This window comes from Streptomyces sp. NPDC051987, assembly GCF_040680735.1.
In the GTDB taxonomy this organism is placed as follows: domain Bacteria; phylum Actinomycetota; class Actinomycetes; order Streptomycetales; family Streptomycetaceae; genus Streptomyces.
In genome coordinates this window covers 72,936-93,327 of the sequence record NZ_JBFAXI010000001.1, presented here as the reverse complement: position 1 = coordinate 93,327, position 20,392 = coordinate 72,936, and the positions used below count along the sequence as shown (strand labels likewise).

Annotated in this window: 16 protein-coding genes and 1 tRNA gene; 10 read left to right on the top strand and 7 right to left on the bottom strand. The window is 70.3% G+C overall.

All coding sequences use genetic code 11. The features are described 5' to 3' along the window. The first annotated feature begins 80 nt into the window (after nt 1–80). The 5 genes from AB0M11_RS00375 (at nt 81) to AB0M11_RS00355 (ending at nt 5,847) form a co-directional block, all read left to right on the top strand. Nucleotides 81–154, top strand: a tRNA-Pro gene (locus AB0M11_RS00375). A gap of 624 nt (nt 155–778) precedes the next feature. Continuing rightward, complete coding sequence (locus AB0M11_RS00370) at nt 779–1,453, top strand: hypothetical protein (RefSeq protein WP_365699699.1); 675 nt, start codon at nt 779–781, stop codon at nt 1,451–1,453. Nucleotides 1,454–1,982: 529 nt separating this feature from the next. Continuing rightward, entirely contained in the window at nt 1,983–2,819 is an 837-nt protein-coding gene (locus AB0M11_RS00365; RefSeq protein WP_365699697.1) for an alpha/beta hydrolase, read from the top strand. Between the two features lie 234 nt (nt 2,820–3,053). Beyond that, nucleotides 3,054–4,871 carry an ABC transporter ATP-binding protein gene (locus AB0M11_RS00360; protein WP_365699695.1) on the top strand — a complete coding sequence of 606 codons (1,818 nt, stop codon included), beginning with the start codon at nt 3,054–3,056 and terminating at the stop codon, nt 4,869–4,871. A gap of 307 nt (nt 4,872–5,178) precedes the next feature. After that, nucleotides 5,179–5,847, top strand: a complete 669-nt coding sequence (locus AB0M11_RS00355) for an NUDIX domain-containing protein (RefSeq protein ID WP_365699693.1) — start codon at nt 5,179–5,181, stop codon at nt 5,845–5,847. A 163-nt stretch (nt 5,848–6,010) separates the two neighbouring features. On the opposite strand, the gene AB0M11_RS00350 is transcribed toward AB0M11_RS00355, so the two are convergent. The 7 genes from AB0M11_RS00350 to iolD form a co-directional block, all read right to left on the bottom strand. Continuing rightward, on the bottom strand, nt 6,011–8,020 hold the full coding sequence (locus tag AB0M11_RS00350; RefSeq protein ID WP_365699691.1) for a beta-galactosidase: 2,010 nt from the start codon (nt 8,018–8,020) through the stop codon (nt 6,011–6,013). After that, nucleotides 8,017–9,339, bottom strand: coding sequence for a glycoside hydrolase family 36 protein (locus AB0M11_RS00345; RefSeq protein WP_365699689.1), 1,323 nt, complete (start codon nt 9,337–9,339; stop codon nt 8,017–8,019). The genes AB0M11_RS00350 and AB0M11_RS00345 overlap by 4 nt, the downstream gene beginning before the upstream one ends. A gap of 26 nt (nt 9,340–9,365) precedes the next feature. Continuing rightward, nucleotides 9,366–10,253: a carbohydrate ABC transporter permease gene (locus AB0M11_RS00340; protein ID WP_365699687.1), complete on the bottom strand. Its 888-nt coding sequence runs from the start codon at nt 10,251–10,253 to the stop codon at nt 9,366–9,368. Further along, nucleotides 10,250–11,230, bottom strand: coding sequence for a sugar ABC transporter permease (locus AB0M11_RS00335; RefSeq protein ID WP_365699685.1), 981 nt, complete (start codon nt 11,228–11,230; stop codon nt 10,250–10,252). Before AB0M11_RS00335 ends, AB0M11_RS00340 begins: the two co-directional genes overlap by 4 nt. Before the next feature lie 8 nt (nt 11,231–11,238). Next, nucleotides 11,239–12,552 carry a carbohydrate ABC transporter substrate-binding protein gene (locus AB0M11_RS00330; RefSeq protein WP_365699683.1) on the bottom strand — a complete coding sequence of 438 codons (1,314 nt, stop codon included), beginning with the start codon at nt 12,550–12,552 and terminating at the stop codon, nt 11,239–11,241. A gap of 318 nt (nt 12,553–12,870) precedes the next feature. Next, nucleotides 12,871–13,656: a GntR family transcriptional regulator gene (locus tag AB0M11_RS00325; protein ID WP_365699681.1), complete on the bottom strand. Its 786-nt coding sequence runs from the start codon at nt 13,654–13,656 to the stop codon at nt 12,871–12,873. Nucleotides 13,657–13,686: 30 nt separating this feature from the next. Next, complete coding sequence (iolD, locus tag AB0M11_RS00320; protein WP_365699679.1) at nt 13,687–15,558, bottom strand: 3D-(3,5/4)-trihydroxycyclohexane-1,2-dione acylhydrolase (decyclizing); 1,872 nt, start codon at nt 15,556–15,558, stop codon at nt 13,687–13,689. A gap of 359 nt (nt 15,559–15,917) precedes the next feature. Here iolD and AB0M11_RS00315 point away from each other — a divergent pair, with 359 nt between their 5' ends. From AB0M11_RS00315 to AB0M11_RS00295, 5 genes are all read left to right on the top strand, one after another. Beyond that, complete coding sequence (locus AB0M11_RS00315) at nt 15,918–16,937, top strand: sugar ABC transporter substrate-binding protein (protein WP_365699677.1); 1,020 nt, start codon at nt 15,918–15,920, stop codon at nt 16,935–16,937. Then, complete coding sequence (locus AB0M11_RS00310) at nt 16,937–18,013, top strand: ABC transporter permease (RefSeq protein ID WP_365699948.1); 1,077 nt, start codon at nt 16,937–16,939, stop codon at nt 18,011–18,013. The genes AB0M11_RS00315 and AB0M11_RS00310 overlap by 1 nt, the downstream gene beginning before the upstream one ends. 5 nt (nt 18,014–18,018) lie before the next feature. Next, on the top strand, nt 18,019–18,930 hold the full coding sequence (locus AB0M11_RS00305) for an ATP-binding cassette domain-containing protein (protein WP_365699675.1): 912 nt from the start codon (nt 18,019–18,021) through the stop codon (nt 18,928–18,930). Between the two features lie 5 nt (nt 18,931–18,935). Then, on the top strand, nt 18,936–19,835 hold the full coding sequence (locus AB0M11_RS00300; protein WP_365699673.1) for a sugar phosphate isomerase/epimerase: 900 nt from the start codon (nt 18,936–18,938) through the stop codon (nt 19,833–19,835). Between the two features lie 135 nt (nt 19,836–19,970). Further along, entirely contained in the window at nt 19,971–20,141 is a 171-nt protein-coding gene (locus tag AB0M11_RS00295) for a hypothetical protein (protein WP_365699671.1), read from the top strand. Nucleotides 20,142–20,392: the final 251 nt, after the last annotated feature.

Genomic DNA, 20,392 nt, shown 5'->3' with positions numbered 1-20,392 from the left:
CCACCCTCTTTCAGCCCGCCCGGGGAGGTGGGGTAAAGTGCTGTCCGCGCGATCACGCGGGTCACCGCGTCGGAGCGCACCGGGACGTGGCGCAGCTTGGTAGCGCACTTGACTGGGGGTCAAGGGGTCGCAGGTTCAAATCCTGTCGTCCCGACTTGTGAAAGTCGGCGGTCAGGGGCCGTTTCAGGGGAAGATCTGAAACGGCCCCGCATGTTCCCGGCCAGCCGTCTGTCCAGCAGGGACGCACCGCATCCAGTCCTCATCCGCCAGGTTCCAGTCGGCGTGCCCCGGGAGGTGCCGGGGAGGGCGGGAAGCACAGGCTCCGGGCGGGTCGGGGCTCGATGTGAGCGCCCGGGTCGGCCCTGCACTCTGCGCTGAGTCGGCGATCGGCTGCCTGCTCGCGGGGCTCCCGGAGACCAGAGCACCCGGCCGTGCCACCGCGACCCGCGGTTCCTCGCCGCTGCGGACGACTTGCGAGACGTCCGCCGCCGGCTACTGGCCCTGTCGGCGAGCCGTAGCGGGCCCGGTCGCCGCCATGAGTGTCGGGAACGGGTATGGAGGCTTCGGCAACGACACCGCCCCGTCGGTGTTGTCAGACCGTCAGGTTCAGGGGATGTCCTGGTACAGGGCGGTTATCTGACTGGCTGTCAGCCCGTAGTTGAAAGCGGCAGCAGTCTGGGCGACTTCGACCTCGGCAACAACGCCGATGAAGGCCATGTCGAGGGGCATACCTACTATTCCCCGAACGGGTACTCCTCCTGTCCGAAAGGCACGTTCCTTGTCCTCGACGCTCTACCGAGTACGCGAACCCTTCCCCGACGCGGTGAGCGCGCTGTCCCGGGCGCGGGCGATCATGCGCGAGCAGTCCGACTGGCAGACCACCCCCTGGCCCCAACTGGAACTCGTCACCACGGCTGAGCAGTATGTGCACGCAGTTGGCACTTTCGGCGCCGTGCGAATCGTCTGGGAACAACGGGATCTGCCTGCCGTCGAATCCTTCCTGGACGAACTGCAGCGCCGCGGTGTCGCGGGCGATCGCGAGGAGGTGAGCGGCTGGTTCTTCGAGGACATGCGGCTCCGCCCGGACCTGGCCGACCTGTGGCCGCTGCCCGACGGGCTGGCTGTCACTCTGGGCGCGACTGCGCCGTTCGGCGGCCCGGACAGCGAGCCCGAGGATGACTGCACCGAGGAGGAACTGGACCGGATGGTCTCTGTCCTCGGGCCACTGAACATGAGCGTCAGTTGGAACTGCGGCTGGCGGGGCCTGGCCGATTTCAAGGGCTGCGGCGTCCGGCTCTGTCTGAACAGCGTCTGGACCGAGCAGCACGCCGAGCCGGTCCCAGGTGAGTTCGGTATCTGGGTCTCCCTCGGTGCTCGCGTCTCCGGGGCCCCGGCCGGCGCGGCGTGGCTGCGCGACTCCGGGCTTGCGTTGGGCGAACCCCAGGCAGGGTGATCCGAACGCCCCGACAGCAGCCGGCCCGCCGAACGGGCACCTGTGGCTCGGTGCGGACCGCGAACCCCACGGCGTGCCGTTTCTGGACGAACTGCGGCGCCGCGGTGTCGTCACCTTCGATACGGAGCCGTTGAACTCCGGAGCGAACGGGGTGACCGACGGCGCCACGCGCAAGCAGGGCACAGAGACCACACCGGCCCGCAGGCCGGACCCACAGCAGGATGCGTCGCCCTGCCCGCCTCGGTGATGACCGGGATCATCCGCTGGATCGACCCGGCCCAGCACCCGGTGATCGCCATCCACTAGCGCATGGGGCAGCGTCACGGTGGCGGCCGGGGCGGCGGTCGGTACACCGATCTGCTTTCACGGACTGTCTTCCACGACCGGTCCGGTGCCTCGCGGGCTGCGCTGTCAGGCCACGACCAGTGCGCTGGGGGACAAGAGGGCCACGGTGTCCCGCCCTAGCGTGAACGGCGTCCCGCTCGCACGCCCCGCGTGTCAGCCGTTTCCGAAACGAGGTAGCACACCCATGCCATACATCACCGTGGGCCAGGAGAACTCGACCGCCGTCGACCTCTACTACGAGGACCACGGAACCGGGCAGCCGGTCGTCCTCATCCACGGCTTCCCGCTCGACGGCCACTCCTGGGAGCGGCAGAGCGCCGTGCTGCTCGACGCCGGCTACCGCGTGATCACCTACGACCGCCGCGGTTTCGGACAGTCCAGCCAGCCGACGACCGGCTACGACTACGACACCTTCGCGGCCGACCTGAACACCGTGCTGGAGACCCTCGACCTGCGCGACGCCGTCCTGGTCGGGTTCTCCATGGGCACCGGTGAGGTCGCCCGCTACGTGTCCGCCTACGGCACGGCCCGGGTCGCCAAGGTCGCGTTCCTGGCCTCGCTGGAGCCCTGCCTGCTCAAGAGCGACGACAACCCGGACGGCGTCGCCCCGAAGGAGTTCTTCGACGGCGTCGTCGCGGCCGTCAAGGCGGACCGCTACGCCTACTACACCGCCTTCTACCAGGACTTCTACAACCTGGACGAGAACCTGGGCAGCCGGATCAGCGAGGAAGCCGTCCGTCACAGCTGGGACGTCGCCGCGAGCGGCGGCTTCTTCGCCGCGGCCGCCGCGCCGTCGACCTGGTACACCGACTTCCGCGCCGACATCCCGGCCATCGACGTGCCGGCCCTGATCCTGCACGGCACCGGCGACCGCATCCTGCCCGTCGAGGGCACCGCACGGCCGTTCCACAAGGCGCTGCCGGCCGCCGACTACGTCGAGATCGAGGGCGCCCCGCACGGCCTGCTGTGGACCCACGCCGAGGAGGTCAACGCGGCGCTGCTCGCCTTCCTGGCGAAGTGACCGGACGGGAGCCGGGCCGCCCGCGAGGGGTGGCCCGGCTCCCGCGTCTCCCAGGGCTCACGGATCCCCTGCCGGTCGACCGTGTGTTCGCTCCGTAGTCGCCGACGAAAAAACACGTGGACCGAGTGACCGTCGTCGCGGGACACTTCCCTTTCCTGACCTGCCGATTCCAGGCCGCCGCGGACCATGCGGCGGTCGGCTCGGCATGCCGCGCGACGACTACTCAGGGTTGAGATGACATCCTCTGTCGATTTACCGGCGACGGGACCGCGCAAGGGTGCGGTGCTGCTCGCACTGCGTTACTACGGACGGGAGCTGGCCCGGCTCAAGTGGCTCACGCTGCCCGGGATGCTGCTGCCGGCGCTCGGCAACATCGGAATCAACTACCTTGCCCCGCTGGTGGTGGCCAAGCTGGTCGGGCGGATCGCCGACGGCCACGGCCTGGGCCTGCGCGCCACACTGCCGTACGTCCTCGGTTTCGCCGGTGTCCTGCTGCTGGCCGAGACGTTCTGGCGGGTCGGTCTGCACTGCCTGAACCGGGTGGACGCCCTCGGCATCGAGCACCTGTACGTCCTCGGCATGGACGAACTGTTCGCCAAGGACGCCGCGTTCTTCCATGACAACTTCGCGGGATCCCTCACCAAGCGGGTGCTGAGCTTCGCCACCCGCTTCGAGGAGTTCGGCGACACGCTGACCTTCAACATCGTCGGCAGCTTCGTGCCCCTGGCGTTCGGCTCGGTGGTGCTCTGGCGCTACCAGCCGCTGCTCGTCGTCGCGCTGCTCACCATGATCGCCGTGACGGCGGTGTGCGTGTTCCCGCTGATCCGCCGCCGGCAGCGGCTGGTCGCCCAGCGGGAGGAGGCGATCGCCCGGGTCTCGGGACATGTCGCCGACAGCCTGATGAACATGGACACGGTGCGGGCGTTCGCCGCCGAGCGGCGGGAGGCCGCCGAGCACCGGTCGCGGGTCGCCGAGTCACGGCGGCGCACCCTGCGCTCCTGGGACTACGGCAACCTGCGCATCGACACGTTCGTCGCGCCGATGTCCGTGGCCACCAACGCGGTGGGCCTGCTGCTCGCGGTGACACTGGCGCGCGGCGGGCACAGCGTGGAGGCGGTCGTGGTCGCCTTCACCTACTACTCCAACGCGACTCGGATCATGTTCGAGTTCAACCAGATCTACCGGCGCATGGAGAGCTCCATGACGGAGGCGGCCCAGTTCACCGAACTGCTCCTCGAACCGCCGACCGTCGTCGACCCGCCGGCCCCCGAGCCGCTCGCGCCCCGGGCCGCCGACGTCCGCTTCGAGAAGGTCTCCTTCACCCACGCGGGCGCCAAACCGCTGTTCGAGGGGCTGGATCTGGACGTGCCCAGCGGGTCGAAGTTCGGGTTCGTCGGGCGGTCGGGCGGCGGCAAGACCACGCTGACCCGGCTGCTGTTGCGGATGACCGACATCGACGCAGGCCGGATCACGATCGGCGGCCAGGACATCAGCCGGCTGCGCCAGGCCGACCTGCGCAGCCAGATCGCCTACGTCCCGCAGGACCCGGCGATGTTCCACCGCACCCTGCGGGAGAACATCGCCTTCGCCCGGCCCGACGCCACCGACGCCGAGATCCGGCTGGCCGCCGAGGCCGCGCACGTCACGGAGTTCGCGGACGCGCTGCCGGACGGGTTCGAGACGATGGTGGGGGAGCGCGGCGTCAAGCTCTCCGGCGGCCAGCGCCAGCGGGTCGCCCTGGCCCGGGCGATTCTCAGGGACGCCCCGATCCTGCTCCTGGACGAGGCGACCAGCGCGCTGGACTCCGAGAGCGAGATCCTCGTCCAGGAGGCGCTGTGGCGGCTCATGGAGGGGCGTACGGCGCTGGTGGTGGCGCACCGGCTCAGCACGGTCGCCTCCATGGACCGGCTGGTGGTGCTCGACCGTGGCCGGATCATCGAGCAGGGCACGCACCACGAACTGCTCGCCGCGGAGGGCGCCTACGCCAAGCTGTGGCAGCACCAGTCGGGTGGGTTCCTGGACGAGGGGCCGCGGCCTGCCGAGGTGCACTAGGCGCTGCGCTGGAGGGGCCGGGGGCGCGTCGTCGGTTGGCCGCGGCATCGCGGTGGCTGGTCGCGCAGTTCCCCGCGCCCCTTGGGTGTGGGGGCGTGCGTGGGTCCGTTGGGTGCGGCATCGCGGTGGCTGGTCGCGCAGTTCCCCGCGCCCCTTGCGGGGGTGTGCGTGGTCCGTTGGGTGCGGTGTCGTGGGGGCTGGTCGCGCGGTTCCCCGCGCCCCTTCGGGGGCGCGTTTGGGGGCGGGGTGGTGGTAGACAGGTGATCATGAGTGATCTTTCTGTCATCGGGCGACCGGCGGGTCTGCGGTGAGCGCCGGGATCGACACTCCCGACCGCCGGGGGCGTACCGGACTCGACCGCACCGGTCTGGAGCTGACCGGCAACCCGCGTGTGAAGGTCCGGGAGGTGAAACTCCTGTCCAGCCACTGGTACGTCGAGCGGGCCACCACCTTCGACTACCGGCACGCCGACGGCACCTGGCGTACCGAGGAACGCGAGACGCACGACCGGGGCAACGGCGCCACCCTTCTCCTCTACGACGCCGAACGCGAAACCGTCCTGCTCACCCGCCAGTTCCGCTTCCCGGTGTACGTCAACGGCCACCCCGACGGCATGCTGATCGAGACGCCGGCGGGCCTGCTGGACGACGAGGCCGAGCACCCCGAGCACGCGGTCCGCCGCGAGGTCGTCGAGGAGACCGGGCACACCGTCGGCGAGGTCGAGCACGTCTTCGACGTCTACATGAGCCCCGGCTCGGTCACCGAGCGGATCTCCTTCTACGCGGCCGCCTACGGTCCCTCCACCCGCACCCACGAGGGCGGCGGCCTGGACGAGGAGGGCGAGGACATCGAGATCCTCGAACTCCCCTTCCGGCGCGCCCTGGAGATGATCCGCACCGGCGAGATCGCCGACGCCAAGACGATCATGCTGCTGCAGTGGGCAGCCCTGAACGGGCCGTTCGCGCCCCGCAGTTGACGTCAAGCGGGCTCCGGGCCGAAGACCCGCCCCCGTGCACCGGGGGCGGTCTTCGGCCGGGGTGCCGTGCGTGGCCCCGCCGACGGACAACCTCGCCGCCGTGGATCTGGAGCTCACGCCCGGCCGGGGCGCTCGCCTGGACGCCGCTCACTGACCGCGCCGCTCACTGACCGCGCGGCTCCCGTACGACGGCGACCTCGCCCGGTGCCACGGTGACCGTGCCGTCGGCGGGCTTGCCGGACAGCAGCTCCACCGAGCCGGGGGCGACGGGGACTTCGGCGCCCTCACCGGTGTGGTCGATCACGAACACGTAGTCCGCGTCCGCACCGCGCCGCACCGCGACCTCCACGCCCGCCGGGACGGTGCGGCCCGCGGCCACGCCCGCCTCGGCACGGATCCGGCCGAGCAGCCCCGCGAGGGTCTGCTCGTCGGGCAGGGTCGCCACGTACCAGGCGGTGCCCGAGCCGTAACCGTGCCGGGTCACCGCCGGTACCCCGGCCAGCGGGCCGTCGGCGTAGGACGTCACCGCCTCCGCGCCCGCGAGCCGTACCCGCTCCGACCAGAGCGAGCCGGTGCCGCCCTCGCTGAGGCTCACGCGCTCGTCCGGCAGCAGCGGGAACAGCTCGTCCGTGGACACGCCCAGCAGGTCCCGGAAGGCCCCCGGGTAACCGCCCAGCCGCACATGGCAGTTCTCGTCCACTGCGCCGCTGTGGAAGCCGATGGCGAGGGTGCCGCCGGCCTCCGCGAAGGCCGTCAGGTTCGCCGCGCCCGCGTCGTCCACCAGGTACAGGCTCGGCGCCAGGACCACCTTGTACGCCGACAGGTCCCCGTCCGGGCGGACGAAGTCCACCGCCACGCCGGCCCGCCACAGCGGCTCGTACCAGGCGCGGACGAGGTCCAGGTAGCGCAGCTCACCGCTCGGCTGCGAGGGCAGCTCCACGGCCCAGCGGGCGTCCCAGTCCCAGACGACGGCCACCTCGGCGGTGCCGGTGCTGCCGCGCACCTCGGCGAGGGCCCGCAGATCGGCGCCCAGCCGGACGACGTCCCGCCAGATCTGGCTGTCGGTCCCGGCGTGCGGCAGCATCGCCGAGTGCCACTGCTCGGCACCCGCCTTCGCCGCCCGCCACTGGAAGTAGCAGATGCCGTCCGCGCCGTGCGCCACGTGCGCGAGCGCGTTGCGGCGCAGTTCACCTGCGGTCTTCGCGCGGTTGACGGGCTGCCAGTTGACCGCGCCCGTGGAGTGCTCCATCAGCAGCCACGGGCCGCCGGCCAGCGACCGCATCACATCGCCGCTGAGCGCGACGTCGATCTGCGACTCGGGGTCGGCGGACATCAGGTAGTGGTCGTTGGCCACCACGTCCAGCTCCGGCGCCCACCGCCAGTAGTCGAGGGCGTCGAAGTTGTGCATCACCATGAAGTTGGTGGTGGCGGGAACGGCCGGGGCCGCCGCCCGCAGGACGTCCCGCTCCGCCGTGTACAGCGACAGCAGTTCGTCGGAGCAGAACCGCCGCCAGTCCAGCTGGTGCGTCGGGTTGGGGACGGCGCCGGTCGCGCGGGGCGGCAGGACCTCCTCCCAGTCGTAGTACCACTGGCTCCAGAAGGTGGTGCCCCAGGCGTGGTTGAGGGCGGCCAGGTCGTCGGCGTACCTCGCGCGCAGCCAGCGGCGGAAGGAGACCGCGCTGGTGTCGCAGTAGCAGGCCGCGTTGTGGCAGCCGTACTCGTTGTGGACGTGCCACATCTTCACGGCCGGGTGGCTCGCGTACCGGTCGGCGATCGCGCCCGCGATGCGCAGCGCGGCCGCGCGGTAGGCGGGGCTGCTCGGGCAGAACGTCTGGCGGCTGCCGTAGGACAGGGTGCGGCCGTCGTGGTCCACCGGGAGCGCCTCGGGGTGGGCGCGGAAGAACCAGGCGGGCGGGGCGGCCGTCGGGGTGGCGAGGTCGGCGGCGATGCCGTTCTCGTGCAGCAGGTCGAGGATCCGGTCCATCCGGGAGAAGTTGTAGACGCCCTCGGACGGTTCCAGCAGCGCCCACGAGAAGATGCCGACGCTGACCATGTTCACGCCCGCCTCGCGCATCAGGCGGACGTCCTCGGCCCACACCTCCTCGGGCCACTGTTCGGGGTTGTAGTCGCCGCCGTAGGCGATGCCGGGGACGGAGAGGGTGCGGTCGGTCATCGGTTGGCTCCGTTGGCTCCGGTGAGAAGGCGGCGGGTCGTCTCCACGCCCCACGGGTCGAGGGAGAGCAGCCGGTCGCTGGAGGCGACCAGGCCGCCGACGGCCTCCACGTGCGCCGCCCAGCGCGCACGGGTCTCCACGGCGGGGCGGGCCATCAGGCAGTCCGGGTCGTTGACCCAGAGGCGCTCGTGCTGCCACTGGCGGCCGGCGCCGGTGAACTCGGCCGGGTCCTGGCCGGGCTGGCTGTAGTCGCCGGCCTCGGGGCGGCGGTGCGGGGCCGTGTCGGGGCTGACCCGCATCGCGTCGAACAGGCCGATGGAGGGCAGCATGGGCGCGCCGCAGCCGAGGAGGTAGGCGTCCGCGCCGATGGCCTCCCGGATCAGGGCGATGCCCAGCCGGTACGCGGTGAGAGCGTCCGCGCCGGAGTGGCGTACGCCGTCCAGGGCGCCCGCGTAGAGGAAGTCGACCTTGAAGTAGTCGTAGCCCTCCGCGCGCAGCGTCGCGAAGACGTCGGTGAGGTAGGCCGCGGCGGTGGGGTGGGTGGTGTCCAGGACGTACAGGCCGTGACCCCAGTTGCGGCCCGCGTGCAGCGGGTTGCCGTCGCCGTCGCGGACCAGCCAGTCCGGGTACGTCTCGGCGAGCGCGCTCGCCGGGTCGACCAGGAAGGGCGCCGTCCAGATGCCGGCCCGGCGGCCGCGGGCGCGGATGGCGTCCGCGATGCCCCGCCGGGAGCGGAAGCGGCCGGAGAGGGTCAGCCAGTCGCCCAGGGCGCTCTGGTAGCCGTCGTCGATCTGGACCACGTCGATCGGCAGGTCGAGGGTGTCCATCGCCCGCAGGTTCTCGTGGATGTCGTCCTGGGTGACGGCCGTGAAGTACTCGTACCAGGAGCACCAGACGGTGGGCGCGGGGCGAGGTGCCGGCACGGCCAGGGCGCCGGCCCAGTCGGCCAGCACGGACTGGATGCCCGGCCCGGTCCACTCCTTGACCGGGCCGTCGGCCTCGACCTCCGCGACCCCGCCCGCGACGGTCAGCCGGATCGACGGCACCTCGTGCAGCGGGTCGGCCGCCGCCCAGAGCCGGACCGGGGAGCCGTCGCCGGGGTCGAGCGCCAGCAGGCCCTCGCCCTGGAAGGCCCCGGCGGGCACGGCGCGGCCGGGGCGGTAGCACACGGTCGCCCAGTTGGCGTTCGTCGGGCGGTACGGGGCCGTGCCGAGGGCGTAGGCGCCACTGGGCGACCAGGACTGCCAGCCCTCCTCGTGGACACGGGCGGTTCGCGTGTCCACGGCCACGGAGGCGACCGGGGTGAACGGGTTGTGCACGAGGTTCTCTTTCGGACGGGGCCGGGTCAGCCCTTGGCGGAGCCCAGGGTGAGACCGCTGACGAACTGCTTCTGCAGCGCGAAGTACACGACCAGGGTCGGGATCGCGGTGAGCAGGGATCCGGCGGCGACCAGGTTCGGGTCGGTGAAGTACTGGCCGGAGAGGTTGTTCAGCGCCGAGGTGATCGGCATGTTCTCACCGGTCGAGATCAGCACCAGCGCCCAGAAGAAGTCGTTGTAGATCCAGATCGACAGCAGGGTTGCCAGGGCCGCCATCGCGGGACGGCACAGCGGCAGGGTGATCTGCCAGTACAGCCGCCACACCGAGGCGCCGTCCACCAGGGCGGCCTCGGTCAGTTCGTGCGGGAGCGAGCGCATGTAGTTCGACAGCACGAACGCGCAGAACCCGGACTGGAACGCCACGTGGATCAGGACCAGGCCGAGTGCCGAGTCGTACAGTTTGCCGCTCGCGGTGATGCCCGGCAGGTTCGTCAGCAGGTACATCCGGTACAGCGGGGTGATGATGACCTGCTGCGGGAGCAGGTTGCCGGCCGTGAAGACCAGCAGCAGGAACAGGTTGACCCGGAAGTCGAAGCGGGCCACGTAGAACGCGACCATCGACGACAGGAACAGCGTGAGCAGCACGGCCGGGACCGCGATGACCAGCGTGTTCGTGAAGTAGTGGGTCATGTCCGACTGCGTGAACGCGTTCTTGAAGTTGTCGAAGTTCAGCGTGTGCGGCCAGGACACGTAGCCGCGTGCGCTGGTCTCGCTGTACGGGCGCATGGCCGAGAAGATCGCCCACAGCAGCGGGGCGAGCCAGGCCAGGGCCGTCAGGGCCAGGAACGTGTGCAGCAGGACGCGGGCCGGACGGATCGGGTTGCGCTGCTTGGCCAGCGCGCTCACGGTGCTCATGCGCGCCGCTCCTTCCGGAAGGTCGCGATCAGGTAGGGAATGATCACGATCAGGGAGATGAACAGCAGCACCACCGCGATCGCCGAGCCGTAACCGATGCGGCTGGACTCGCCGATGATGTTGTTGGTCACCAGGATGGAGAGCAACTCGGTGCCCTGGGCGCCCTTGTTGAAGACGAAGACCAGGTCGAAGGCGCGCAGCGCCTCGATGATGGTCACGACCAGGACGATGGTGTTGGTCGGCCGCAGCGTCGGGAAGATGACGCTCTTGAACGTCTGCCACTCGTTCGCGCCGTCGAGGGCCGAGGCCTCCCGCAGCGAGGGGTCGACGCTCTTGAGGCCGGCCAGGTACAGGATCATCATGTAGCCGGTGTGCCGCCAGGACGCGGCGACCAGGACCGCCCACAGGTTGAGGTTCGGGTCACCGATCCAGTCGATGTAGTGGCCCGGCTTGTTGGCGCCGATGATGCTGTTGATCAGGCCCGTGTCCGGGTTGTAGATCAGCTGCCAGACGAACCCGATACAGGCCAGGGAGATGACGACCGGGAGGAAGAAGGCCGTCTGGTAGACCCGGCTGAACCTGATCTTCTTGTCCAGCTGCACGGCCAGGAACAGGCCGAACGGGGTCGGGATCAGGATGAGCACCACGAACCAGATGACGTTGTGCTCGACGGCCGGCCAGAACTGCGGGTTGTCGGTGAAGAGTTGCTTGAAGTTGTCGAGCCCGACCCACTTGATGGAGTCGAAGCCGATGCCGTCCCATGAGGTGAAGGCGAGGAGGATCGAGGCCAGGGCGGTCACCCAGACCAGGAGTACATGGAGGATCGTCGGCACGCCCGCCATGAAGGCGAGCGTGATCCGGTCGCGGCGGGTCAGCAGGCGCCTGTGGCCCTGCTGCACCCGCTTGTTCTTGGACGCGCGCCCAGGAGGCGGCACGGCGGCCGCCTCCTGGGACTTCGTGGGGGTGTCAGTCGTCATCCGGGAGCTCACTGGGACGCGAAGATCGTCTTCTTCTGGCGCTCGATGGACGAGAGCAGGCTGTCGATCCCCTTCGGGTTCTGCAGGAACTTCTGCAGACCGGGCTGCATCACGGTGGAGGTGAAGTCCGGGCGGGAGTCGCGGTCCATGAACTGGGTGAGGTTCTTGGCGCCGCTGATCATCGTGTACGCCTTCTTCTGCAGCGCGGTGTACGACGAGGTGTCGGCCTTGCTGGAGGCGGCCACCACGCTGGAGTCGGCCTTGAGGTAGATCTGCTCCGCCTCCGGGGTGCCCAGGTACTCCATGAGCTTGACGACGCCGTCGTGGTTCTTGGGCGACTTGCTGACCATGAAGCCGTCGGTGGGCGCCTCGACGGTGTCCTGGCCGTACGCCGAGTTGATCTCCGGGAAGGCGAAGAAGTCGAGGTCGTCCAAGTCGGCCTTGTTGGTGAACTGCTGGGCCACGAAGGAGCCGAGGACGTACATGCCGGCCTTCTTGGAGACCAGCGTCTGGGCGGCGTCCTGCCAGGTGCGGCCCATGAAGCCGTCCTGGTGGTAGGGGAGGATCTCGGCCCAGTGGTCGAAGACGGCCTTGACCTTGGGGTCGGTCCACGCCTCCTTGCCCGCCATCAGCGACTTGTGGAAGTCGTAGCCGTTGAGGCGGAAGTTGATCTGGTCGAAGGTGCCCATCGCCGGCCAGGCGTCCTTGTCGCCGAAGGCGATCGGGACCAGGCCGTCGCTCTTCATCTTCTTGCACAGCGCGACGAACGCCTCCCACGTGGTGGGGACCTCGTAGCCCTTGGCCTGGAAGACGCTCTTGCGGTAGAAGATTGCCCAGGGGTACGTGTACAGCGGGACGAAGTAGTACTTGCCGTCCTCGCCCTTGCTGAGCTGCTTCATCGCGTCGGGGAAGTTGTCCCCGATCTTCGCCCACACGTCGTCGATCGGCGAGGCCAGGTTCTTGGCCGCGAAGAACTGCATGCGGTAGCCGGCGAACCAGGTGAACACGTCGTCCGGCGTGCCCTGGAGGTAGGAGTTGATCTGCTCCTGGAAGGTGTTGTGGTCCTTCGTGTTCACGTCGACCTTGATGCCGGACTGCTTGGTGAAGGCGGCGTAGATCTCCGCGAAGGCCTTCTTCGGCACCGCGTCCGACGAGTTGGAGCCGAGGCTGACGGTCTTCGGGTCGGAGGAGGACCCGCTGCTGCCGCAGGCGGAGAGCAGCGGTATGCCGGCACCGGCCAGAAGGGCGGCCGAACCGGCACCGCGCAGGACGTTACGGCGGCTCGGACCCGGCACGTGAAGACCGGACGGGGAGATGCGCATGGCGGCTCCTGAGTAACAGGGTTCGGCAAGGGGAAGAGTTGATCTTCGAAAGGTCCCGAAACCGATCAGAAACCAACTCGGCCGAACATCGTGGGCGCAATAACAGCCGCTTGTCCGGTCATGCGTCAATAGGCTTCGTCTCTCTCGCCCGTCTCTTGCCCGAAACGTAATCGACATGGTTGCCTGCCGGTTTGTTGAACGGACCGGGACGAAGGAGCCCCCACGGGGCAAACTCCGTGGGGGCTCGTGTGCGGGCGTGTTGGTTTCGGGCGGCGGGACCAGCGGTTAAACCCGCCGAAACCGCCCCTGCGACCCGTTCTACGGCCGTGCCAGCAGCTGGAAGTCGAACGCGTACCGGGACGCACGGTACACGTGGCTGCCGTACTCCACCGGGCGCCCGGTGTCGTCGTACGCCGTGCGCTGCATGGTGAGCAGGGCGGCGCCCTCCCGCTCGTCGAGGCGGCCGGCCTCCTCGGCGGTGGCGCTGCGGGCGCCCACCGTCTGCCGGGCGCTGTGCAGGGTGACGCCGGCCGTGCGCAGCATCCGGTACAGGCCGGTGGACTCCAGGCGCCCGGTGTCGAGTTCGAGCAGGGTGGCGGGCAGGTAGTTGCACAGGAACGCCACCGGCTGGCCGTGCGTACAGCGCAGCCGCTCCAGGACGACCACCTCCGCGCCCTCCGCGATCCCGAGCGCCGCGGCCACCTCGGCGGTCGCCGGGATCCGCTCGTTGCGCAGCACCCGGGTGCTCGGGCCCTGCCCGGCGGACTCCAGGTCGTCGTAGAGACTGCTCAGCTCCAGCGGCCGCTTGACCTGGCTGTGCACCACCTGGGTGCCCACGCCCCTGCGCCGCACCAGCAGGCCCTTGTCGACCAGCGACTGGATGGCCTGGCGGACCGTGGGCCGGGACAGGCCGAGCCGTACCGACAGGTCGATCTCGTTGCCCAGGAGGTTGCCCGGGGCGAGGACGCCGTGCTCGATCGCCTCCTCCAGCTGCCGTGCGAGCTGGTAGTAGAGGGGAACCGGACTGCCGCGGTCCAGGGCGAAGTCCAGGGCGTCCAGTGCCGAGGCGGTCGTGGTGCGGGCGGAACCACGGGTACGGGCCAACGGGACACCTCCTTCCGGGGTTCGGGGGTATCACAGGTGCCGGCGGCGGTCGGCGACCTGCCGGTCGTACGCCTCGCGGGCCCGTACGGCGGCCTCGCGGGCGGCGGTCTCGGCGACCGGCACGTCCCACCACGCCTCGGCCCCGGGCGCGGTGGCCGCCGGGTCCGTCTCCACGTACACGCACGTGGGCCGGTCGCCGGCGCGGGCCGCGGCCAGCGCCTCCCGCAGCTCCCGCACGGTCTTGGCGCGCAGCACCTCCATGCCGAGGCTGGCTGCGTTGGCGGCGAGGTCCACCGGCAGCGGGGCGCCGCCGAAGGTGCCGTCGGCCGAGCGGAAGCGGTACGCGGTGCCGAACCGCTCGCCGCCCACCGTCTCGGAGAGGCCGCCGATGGAGGCGTACCCGTGGTTCTGGATGAGGACCAGGTTGACCGGCAGGCCCTCCTGGACGGCGGTGACGATCTCGGTCGGCATCATCAGGTAGGTGCCGTCGCCGACCAGCGACCAGACCACCGTGTCCGGCGCCGCCTGCTGCACGCCGATGCCGGCCGGGATCTCGTAGCCCATGCAGGAGTAGCCGTATTCCAGGTGGTACTGGCGCGGCGAGCGGGCCCGCCACAGCTTGTGCAGGTCGCCCGGGAGCGAACCGGCCGCGTTGATGACAACGTCGTCATCACCGACGACCGCGTCGAGTGCGCCGAGCACCTGGGTCTGGGTGGGCACGGCGTCCTCGTCGTCCGCGCGGTAGGCCGCGTCGACGACGGCGTCCCAGCGCTCCTTGCCCGCCCGGTACTCCGCCTCGTAGGCCGCCGCCACGCGGTGCCCGGCGAGTGCCTCCGTCAGCGCCTCCAGGGCGGTCCGGGCGTCCGCCACGACCGTCCGCGCGGCCAGCTTGTGGGCGTCGAAGCCGGTGATGTTCAGGTTCAGGAAGCGCACGTCCGGGTTCTGGAAGAGGGTGCCGGAGGCCGTGGTGAAGTCCGTGTACCGGGTGCCGACGCCGATCACCAGGTCGGCGGTGCGGGCCAGGTCGTCGGCGACGGCCGTCCCGGTGTGCCCGATCCCGCCCAGGTCGGCCGGGTGGTCGTGGCGCAGGGAGCCCTTGCCCGCCTGGGTCGAGGCGACAGGGATGCCCGTGGCCTCCACGAGGGCCTTCAGAGCGCCTTCCGCGCGGCTGTGGTGGACTCCGCCGCCCGCGACGATCAACGGCCGCTCAGCGGCCCGTACGGCCCGCGCAGCCTCCGCCAGTTCGACCGGGTCGGGAGCCGGCCGGCGGACCCGCCAGACGCGCTCGGCGAAGAACTCCGCCGGCCAGTCGTACGCCTCCGCCTGGACGTCCTGGGGGAGGGCCAGGGTGACCGCGCCCGTCTCGGCCGGGTCGGCGAGGACCCGCATGGCGTTCAGGGCGGAGGGGATCAGCGCCTCGGGCCGGGTGATCCGGTCGAAGTAGCGGGAGACCGGGCGCAGGGTGTCGTTCACCGACACGTCGAACCCGGCCGGGTGCTCCAGCTGCTGCAGCAGCGGGTCGGGGGCGTGGCTCGCGAAGTAGTCGCCGGGCAGCAGCAGGACCGGCAGCCGGTTGATCGTGGCCAGGGCGGCGCCGGTCACCAGGTTGGTGGCGCCGGGGCCGATGGAGGTGGTCACCGCCTGCGCCGAGAGCCGGTCCAGCTGGCGGGCGTGGCCGACCGCCGCGTGCACCATGGCCTGCTCGTTGCGGCCCTGGTGGTACGGCATGACGTCGCCGTACTCGAGGAGCGCCTGGCCGATCCCCGCCACGTTGCCGTGACCGAAGATGCCCCAGGTGCCGGCGATCAGCCGGTGCCGGACGCCGTCGCGCTCGGTGTACTGGGCGGACAGGAACCGCACCAGCGCCTGGGCGACGGTCAGACGGGTGGTCGGCTGGCTCATGTGGGACCTCATTCGGGCGGGGCCTGGCGGGACGGGGCGGGTCGGATACGGGGCCGGTGTGGCGGGGCGGGCGGGCGTCGACTCGCGGGGCCAGGGATACGGGCGGTGGGAGCGGGTAGGACGTGGGCGCACGGACGCCCCTCAGGTGTAGATCGGAGCAGGTCACGCTGTCAATGGTTTGTACTTACATTCGGACCTGTTCGTGAAATGATGTCTTAACAAAGTATTGACAGCGGGCCGCCCAGGGACTTGTATCCCGTCCCAACGCACAGCAGTGACCCGGGCCACCTCCGTCGGCCCGGGTCCACGGATCGTCGTGATCCCTTCCTTCCCCCGCAGCACAGTGAGGTGCCGGAAAGATGGACCGTTCTTCCCACTCCCGTTCGCGCCGTCTGGTCCCGGTGGTGGCCGTCGCCGCGGTGGCAGCCCTGACCCTCGCCGGTTGTTCCAGCAGCTCCGGAGGAAAGAAGTCCGAAGAGGGAGGAGCGGCGGCCTCCGCGGGCAAGGCGTCCACCCCCCGCATGACGGTCGCGCTGGTCACCCACCAGTCGCCGGGCGACACGTTCTGGGACATCGTCCGCAAGGGCGCCCAGGCCGCCGCCGACAAGGACAACATCAAGCTCGTCTACTCCGCCGACCCGAACGCGGGCAACCAGGCCAACCTGGTGCAGAACGCGATCGACCAGAAGGTCGACGGGATCGCCGTCACCCTCGCCAAGCCGGACGCAATGAAGGACGTCGTCGGCAAGGCCGACGCCGCGAAGATCCCGATCGTCGGCCTCAACTCCGGTCTCAGCGACTGGAAGAAGCTCGGTCTGCTGGAGTTCTTCGGCCAGGACGAGACGGTCGCGGGCGAGGCGCTCGGCAACCGGCTGAACTCCGAGGGGGCGAAGAAGGCCGTCTGCGTCATCCAGGAGCAGGGCAACGTCGGCCTCACCCAGCGCTGCGACGGAGTGAAGAAGACGTTCTCGGGCACGACGGAGACCCTCTACGTCGACGGCACCTCCCCGACCGCGGTCAAGTCGACGATCACCGCCAAGCTCTCGCAGGACAAGGCCATCGACCACGTGGTCACCCTGGGTGCTCCCATCGCGCTGATCGCCGTCCAGTCGGTGTCCGACGCGGGGAGCAAGGCGAAGGTCGCCACCTTCGACCTCAACAAGGACCTGACCACCGCCATCAGCAAGGGAACCATCGAGTTCGCGGTGGACCAGCAGCCCTACCTCCAGGGCTACCTGGCGATCGACTCGCTGTGGCTCTACAAGAACAACGGCAACTACAGCGGCGGCGGCGAGCAGCCGGTCCTGACGGGCCCGGCCTTTGTCGACAAGTCCAACGTCGACAAGGTCGCCGAGTTCGCCGCGAAGGGCACCCGGTGATCGACATGAGTCAGCAGGCACAGCCGGCGGTGGCGACACCGCCGGCCTCCGGCCCGAAGGAGAGGGACGGGCGGACCGCACAGCGCCCCCTGGTGCTGCGGATCCTGGCCCGCCCGGACGTCGGCGTCTTCCTCGGCGCCGTCGCCGTGTACGTCTTCTTCCTGGTCGCCGCGCCGCCGGTGCGCGAGGCCAGCTCGATGGCGAACATCCTCTACCAGTCGTCGACCATCGGCATCATGGCCCTGCCGGTCGCCCTGCTGATGATCGGCGGCGAGTTCGACCTCTCCGCCGGTGTCGCCGTGGTCAGCTCGGCGCTCACCGCGGCCATGCTCAGCTACCAGCTGACCCTCAACGTGTGGGCCGGCGTGATCGTCGCGCTCGTCGTGTCGCTGGGCATCGGATTCCTCAACGGCTGGCTGGTGGTCAGGACCGGACTGCCCAGCTTCCTCATCACCCTGGGCAGCTTCCTGATCCTCCAGGGCGTGAACCTCGCCGTGACCAAGCTGGTCACCGGCAACGTCGCCACCGACGACATCAGCAACATGGACGGCTTCGACCAGGTCAAGGCCGTCTTCGCCTCCTCCTTCGACATCGGCGGCGTCCAGGTGAAGATCACCATCTTCTGGTGGCTGTTCTTCGCCGCCATCGCCACCTGGGTGCTGCTGCGCACCAGGTACGGCAACTGGATCTTCGCGGTCGGCGGCAACAAGGAGAGTGCCCGCGCGGTCGGTGTCCCGGTGAACTTCACCAAGATCTCGCTGTTCATGCTGGTCGGCTTCGGCGCCTGGTTCGTCGGGATGCACCAGCTGTTCTCCTTCAACACCGTGCAGTCCGGCGAGGGCGTGGGCCAGGAGCTGATCTACATCTCCGCCGCGGTCATCGGCGGCTGCCTGCTGACCGGCGGCGCCGGTTCGGCGATCGGCCCGGTCTTCGGCGCCTTCATGTTCGGCATGGTCCAGCAGGGCATCGTCTACGCGGGCTGGAACCCCGACTGGTTCAAGGCCTTCCTCGGCGTGATGCTCCTCGGCGCCGTGATGATCAATCTGTGGGTCCAGCGGACCGCGACCAGGAGGTGACCCCGATGACAGACAACACCACCGGAACCCACGGGGCCGTCCTCCAGGACGACGCGCCCGCCGACGGCGGCCCGATCGTCGAACTGCGCGGCGCGGGGAAGTCCTACGGCAACGTCCGCGCCCTGCACGGCGTCGACCTCAAGGTCTTCTCGAACCAGGTGACCTGCGTCCTCGGCGACAACGGCGCCGGCAAGTCCACCCTCATCAAGATCATCTCGGGGCTGCACCAGCACACCGAGGGCGACTTCCTCGTCGACGGCGCCCCGGTTCGCTTCTCCACCCCGCGCGAGGCCCTGGACAAGGGCATCGCCACCGTCTACCAGGACCTCGCCACCGTCCCGCTGATGCCGGTCTGGCGGAACTTCTTCCTCGGCTCCGAGATGACCAAGGGCCCCTGGCCCGTGCGCCGCCTCGACATCGCGAGGATGAAGGAGACCGCCGACCGCGAGCTGCGCAACATGGGTATCGTCCTGGACGACCTGGAGCAGCCCATCGGCACCCTCTCCGGCGGTCAGCGCCAGTGCGTGGCCATCGCCCGCGCCGTCTACTTCGGCGCCCGCGTCCTCATCCTGGACGAGCCGACCGCCGCCCTCGGCGTCAAGCAGTCCGGTGTGGTCCTGAAGTACATCGCCGCCGCCCGCGAACGCGGCCTCGGCGTCATCTTCATCACCCACAACCCGCACCACGCCTACATGGTCGGCGACCACTTCAGCGTCCTGCGCCTCGGCACCCTCGAACTCTCCGCCGAGCGCCGCGCCATCACCCTGGAGGAACTCACCAACCACATGGCCGGCGGCGCCGAGCTCGCGGCCCTCAAGCACGAGCTGTCCCAGGTCCGCGGCGTCGACACCGAGGAGCTGCCCGAAGAGGACGACCTCACCGCACCCGTCGCGACCGGCCCGGAAGGGACGTCCTGACCGCCATGGGCGCCCTCGACCGCATCAGGGTCGGCTCGGCCCCCGACTCCTGGGGCGTGTGGTTCGCGGACGACCCGCGCCAGGTCCCCTGGGAACGCTTCCTCGACGAGGTCGCCGAGGCCGGCTACTCCTGGATCGAACTCGGCCCCTACGGCTACCTCCCCACCGACCCCGCCCGCCTCGCCGACGAGCTCGCCGAGCGGGACCTGAAGGTCTCGGCCGGCACGGTCTTCACCGGACTGCACCGCGGCCCGGCCGTCTGGGAGTCGACCTGGGAGCACGTCAGCCAGGTCGCCGCGCTCAGCCGGGCGACGGGCGCGACGCACCTGGTGGTCATCCCGTCCTTCTGGCGGGACGACAAGACCGCCGAGATCCTGGAGCCGCCGGAGCTGAGCTTCGAGCAGTGGGCCCACCTCACCAAGGGCATGGAACGGCTCGGCCACGAGGTGAAGGAGGCGTACGGCCTGGACATCGTCGTCCACCCGCACGCCGACACCCACATCGACACCGAGGAGCACGTCGAGCGCTTCCTCGACTCGACCGACACGGAGCTGGTCAACCTCTGCCTGGACACCGGTCACTACGCCTACTGCGGCGGCGACAGCGTCAAGCTGATCGAGACCTACGGCGAGCGGATCGGTTACCTCCACCTCAAGCAGGTGGATCCGGCTGTCCTGGCCGACGTCCGGGCCAAGGGCACCCCGTTCGGGCCGGCCGTGGCCCAGGGCGTGATGTGCGAGCCGCCGGCCGGCGTGCCGGAGCTGGGCCCGGTGCTGACGGCGGCGCAGCGGCTGGGTGTCGACCTGTTCGCGATCGTCGAGCAGGACATGTACCCCTGCGAGCCGGACAAGCCGCTGCCCATCGCGGTGCGCACCCGGAAGTTCCTGCGGTCCTGCGGCGCCTGACAGCCGCTTCCCGGGGACCGCGCGGAGAGATCCGCGCGGTCCCGCGCGCCCCGGCGGGTTCGGGAACACCCGCCGGGGCGCGCGCGTTTGCCCCCATGCCGGGTGCCGCCCGGCACGAAGACGTGGAGGACGAGCATGAGCCACGAGGAGACCGCGGCCGAGGCCGTGACACGCCGGGAGCGGTTCGGCGCGCTGCCCGAGCGGGTACGCCCGGAGGACATGGTGGAGACCAGGCCGGCGGTCCTCCACGACCCGGACCGCGACGCCTACGACCCGGACGAGTTCGCGGTGCGCTACGGCCTCTGAACGCCCGGCGCCCGGACCGCGCCGGGGGCGAACAGACCCCCGCCGGGTCGGGTTCCTTGTGGCGCCGGGGTGGGCCTGGCTGTCGGCATCGGCCGGGGCCGTGTCGCGGGCGAACGGGCTTTCGGCATGCTCGGCGCCGTGTGCTGCCGGGGTGGGCCTTGTCGGCACGGTAGCCGGGCCGTCTTCCCGGCGCAGTGGCCGGTCGCGTCGGCCCGGTGCTGTCGGTCCCGCGCCGGGGGCCTCCCGCGGCG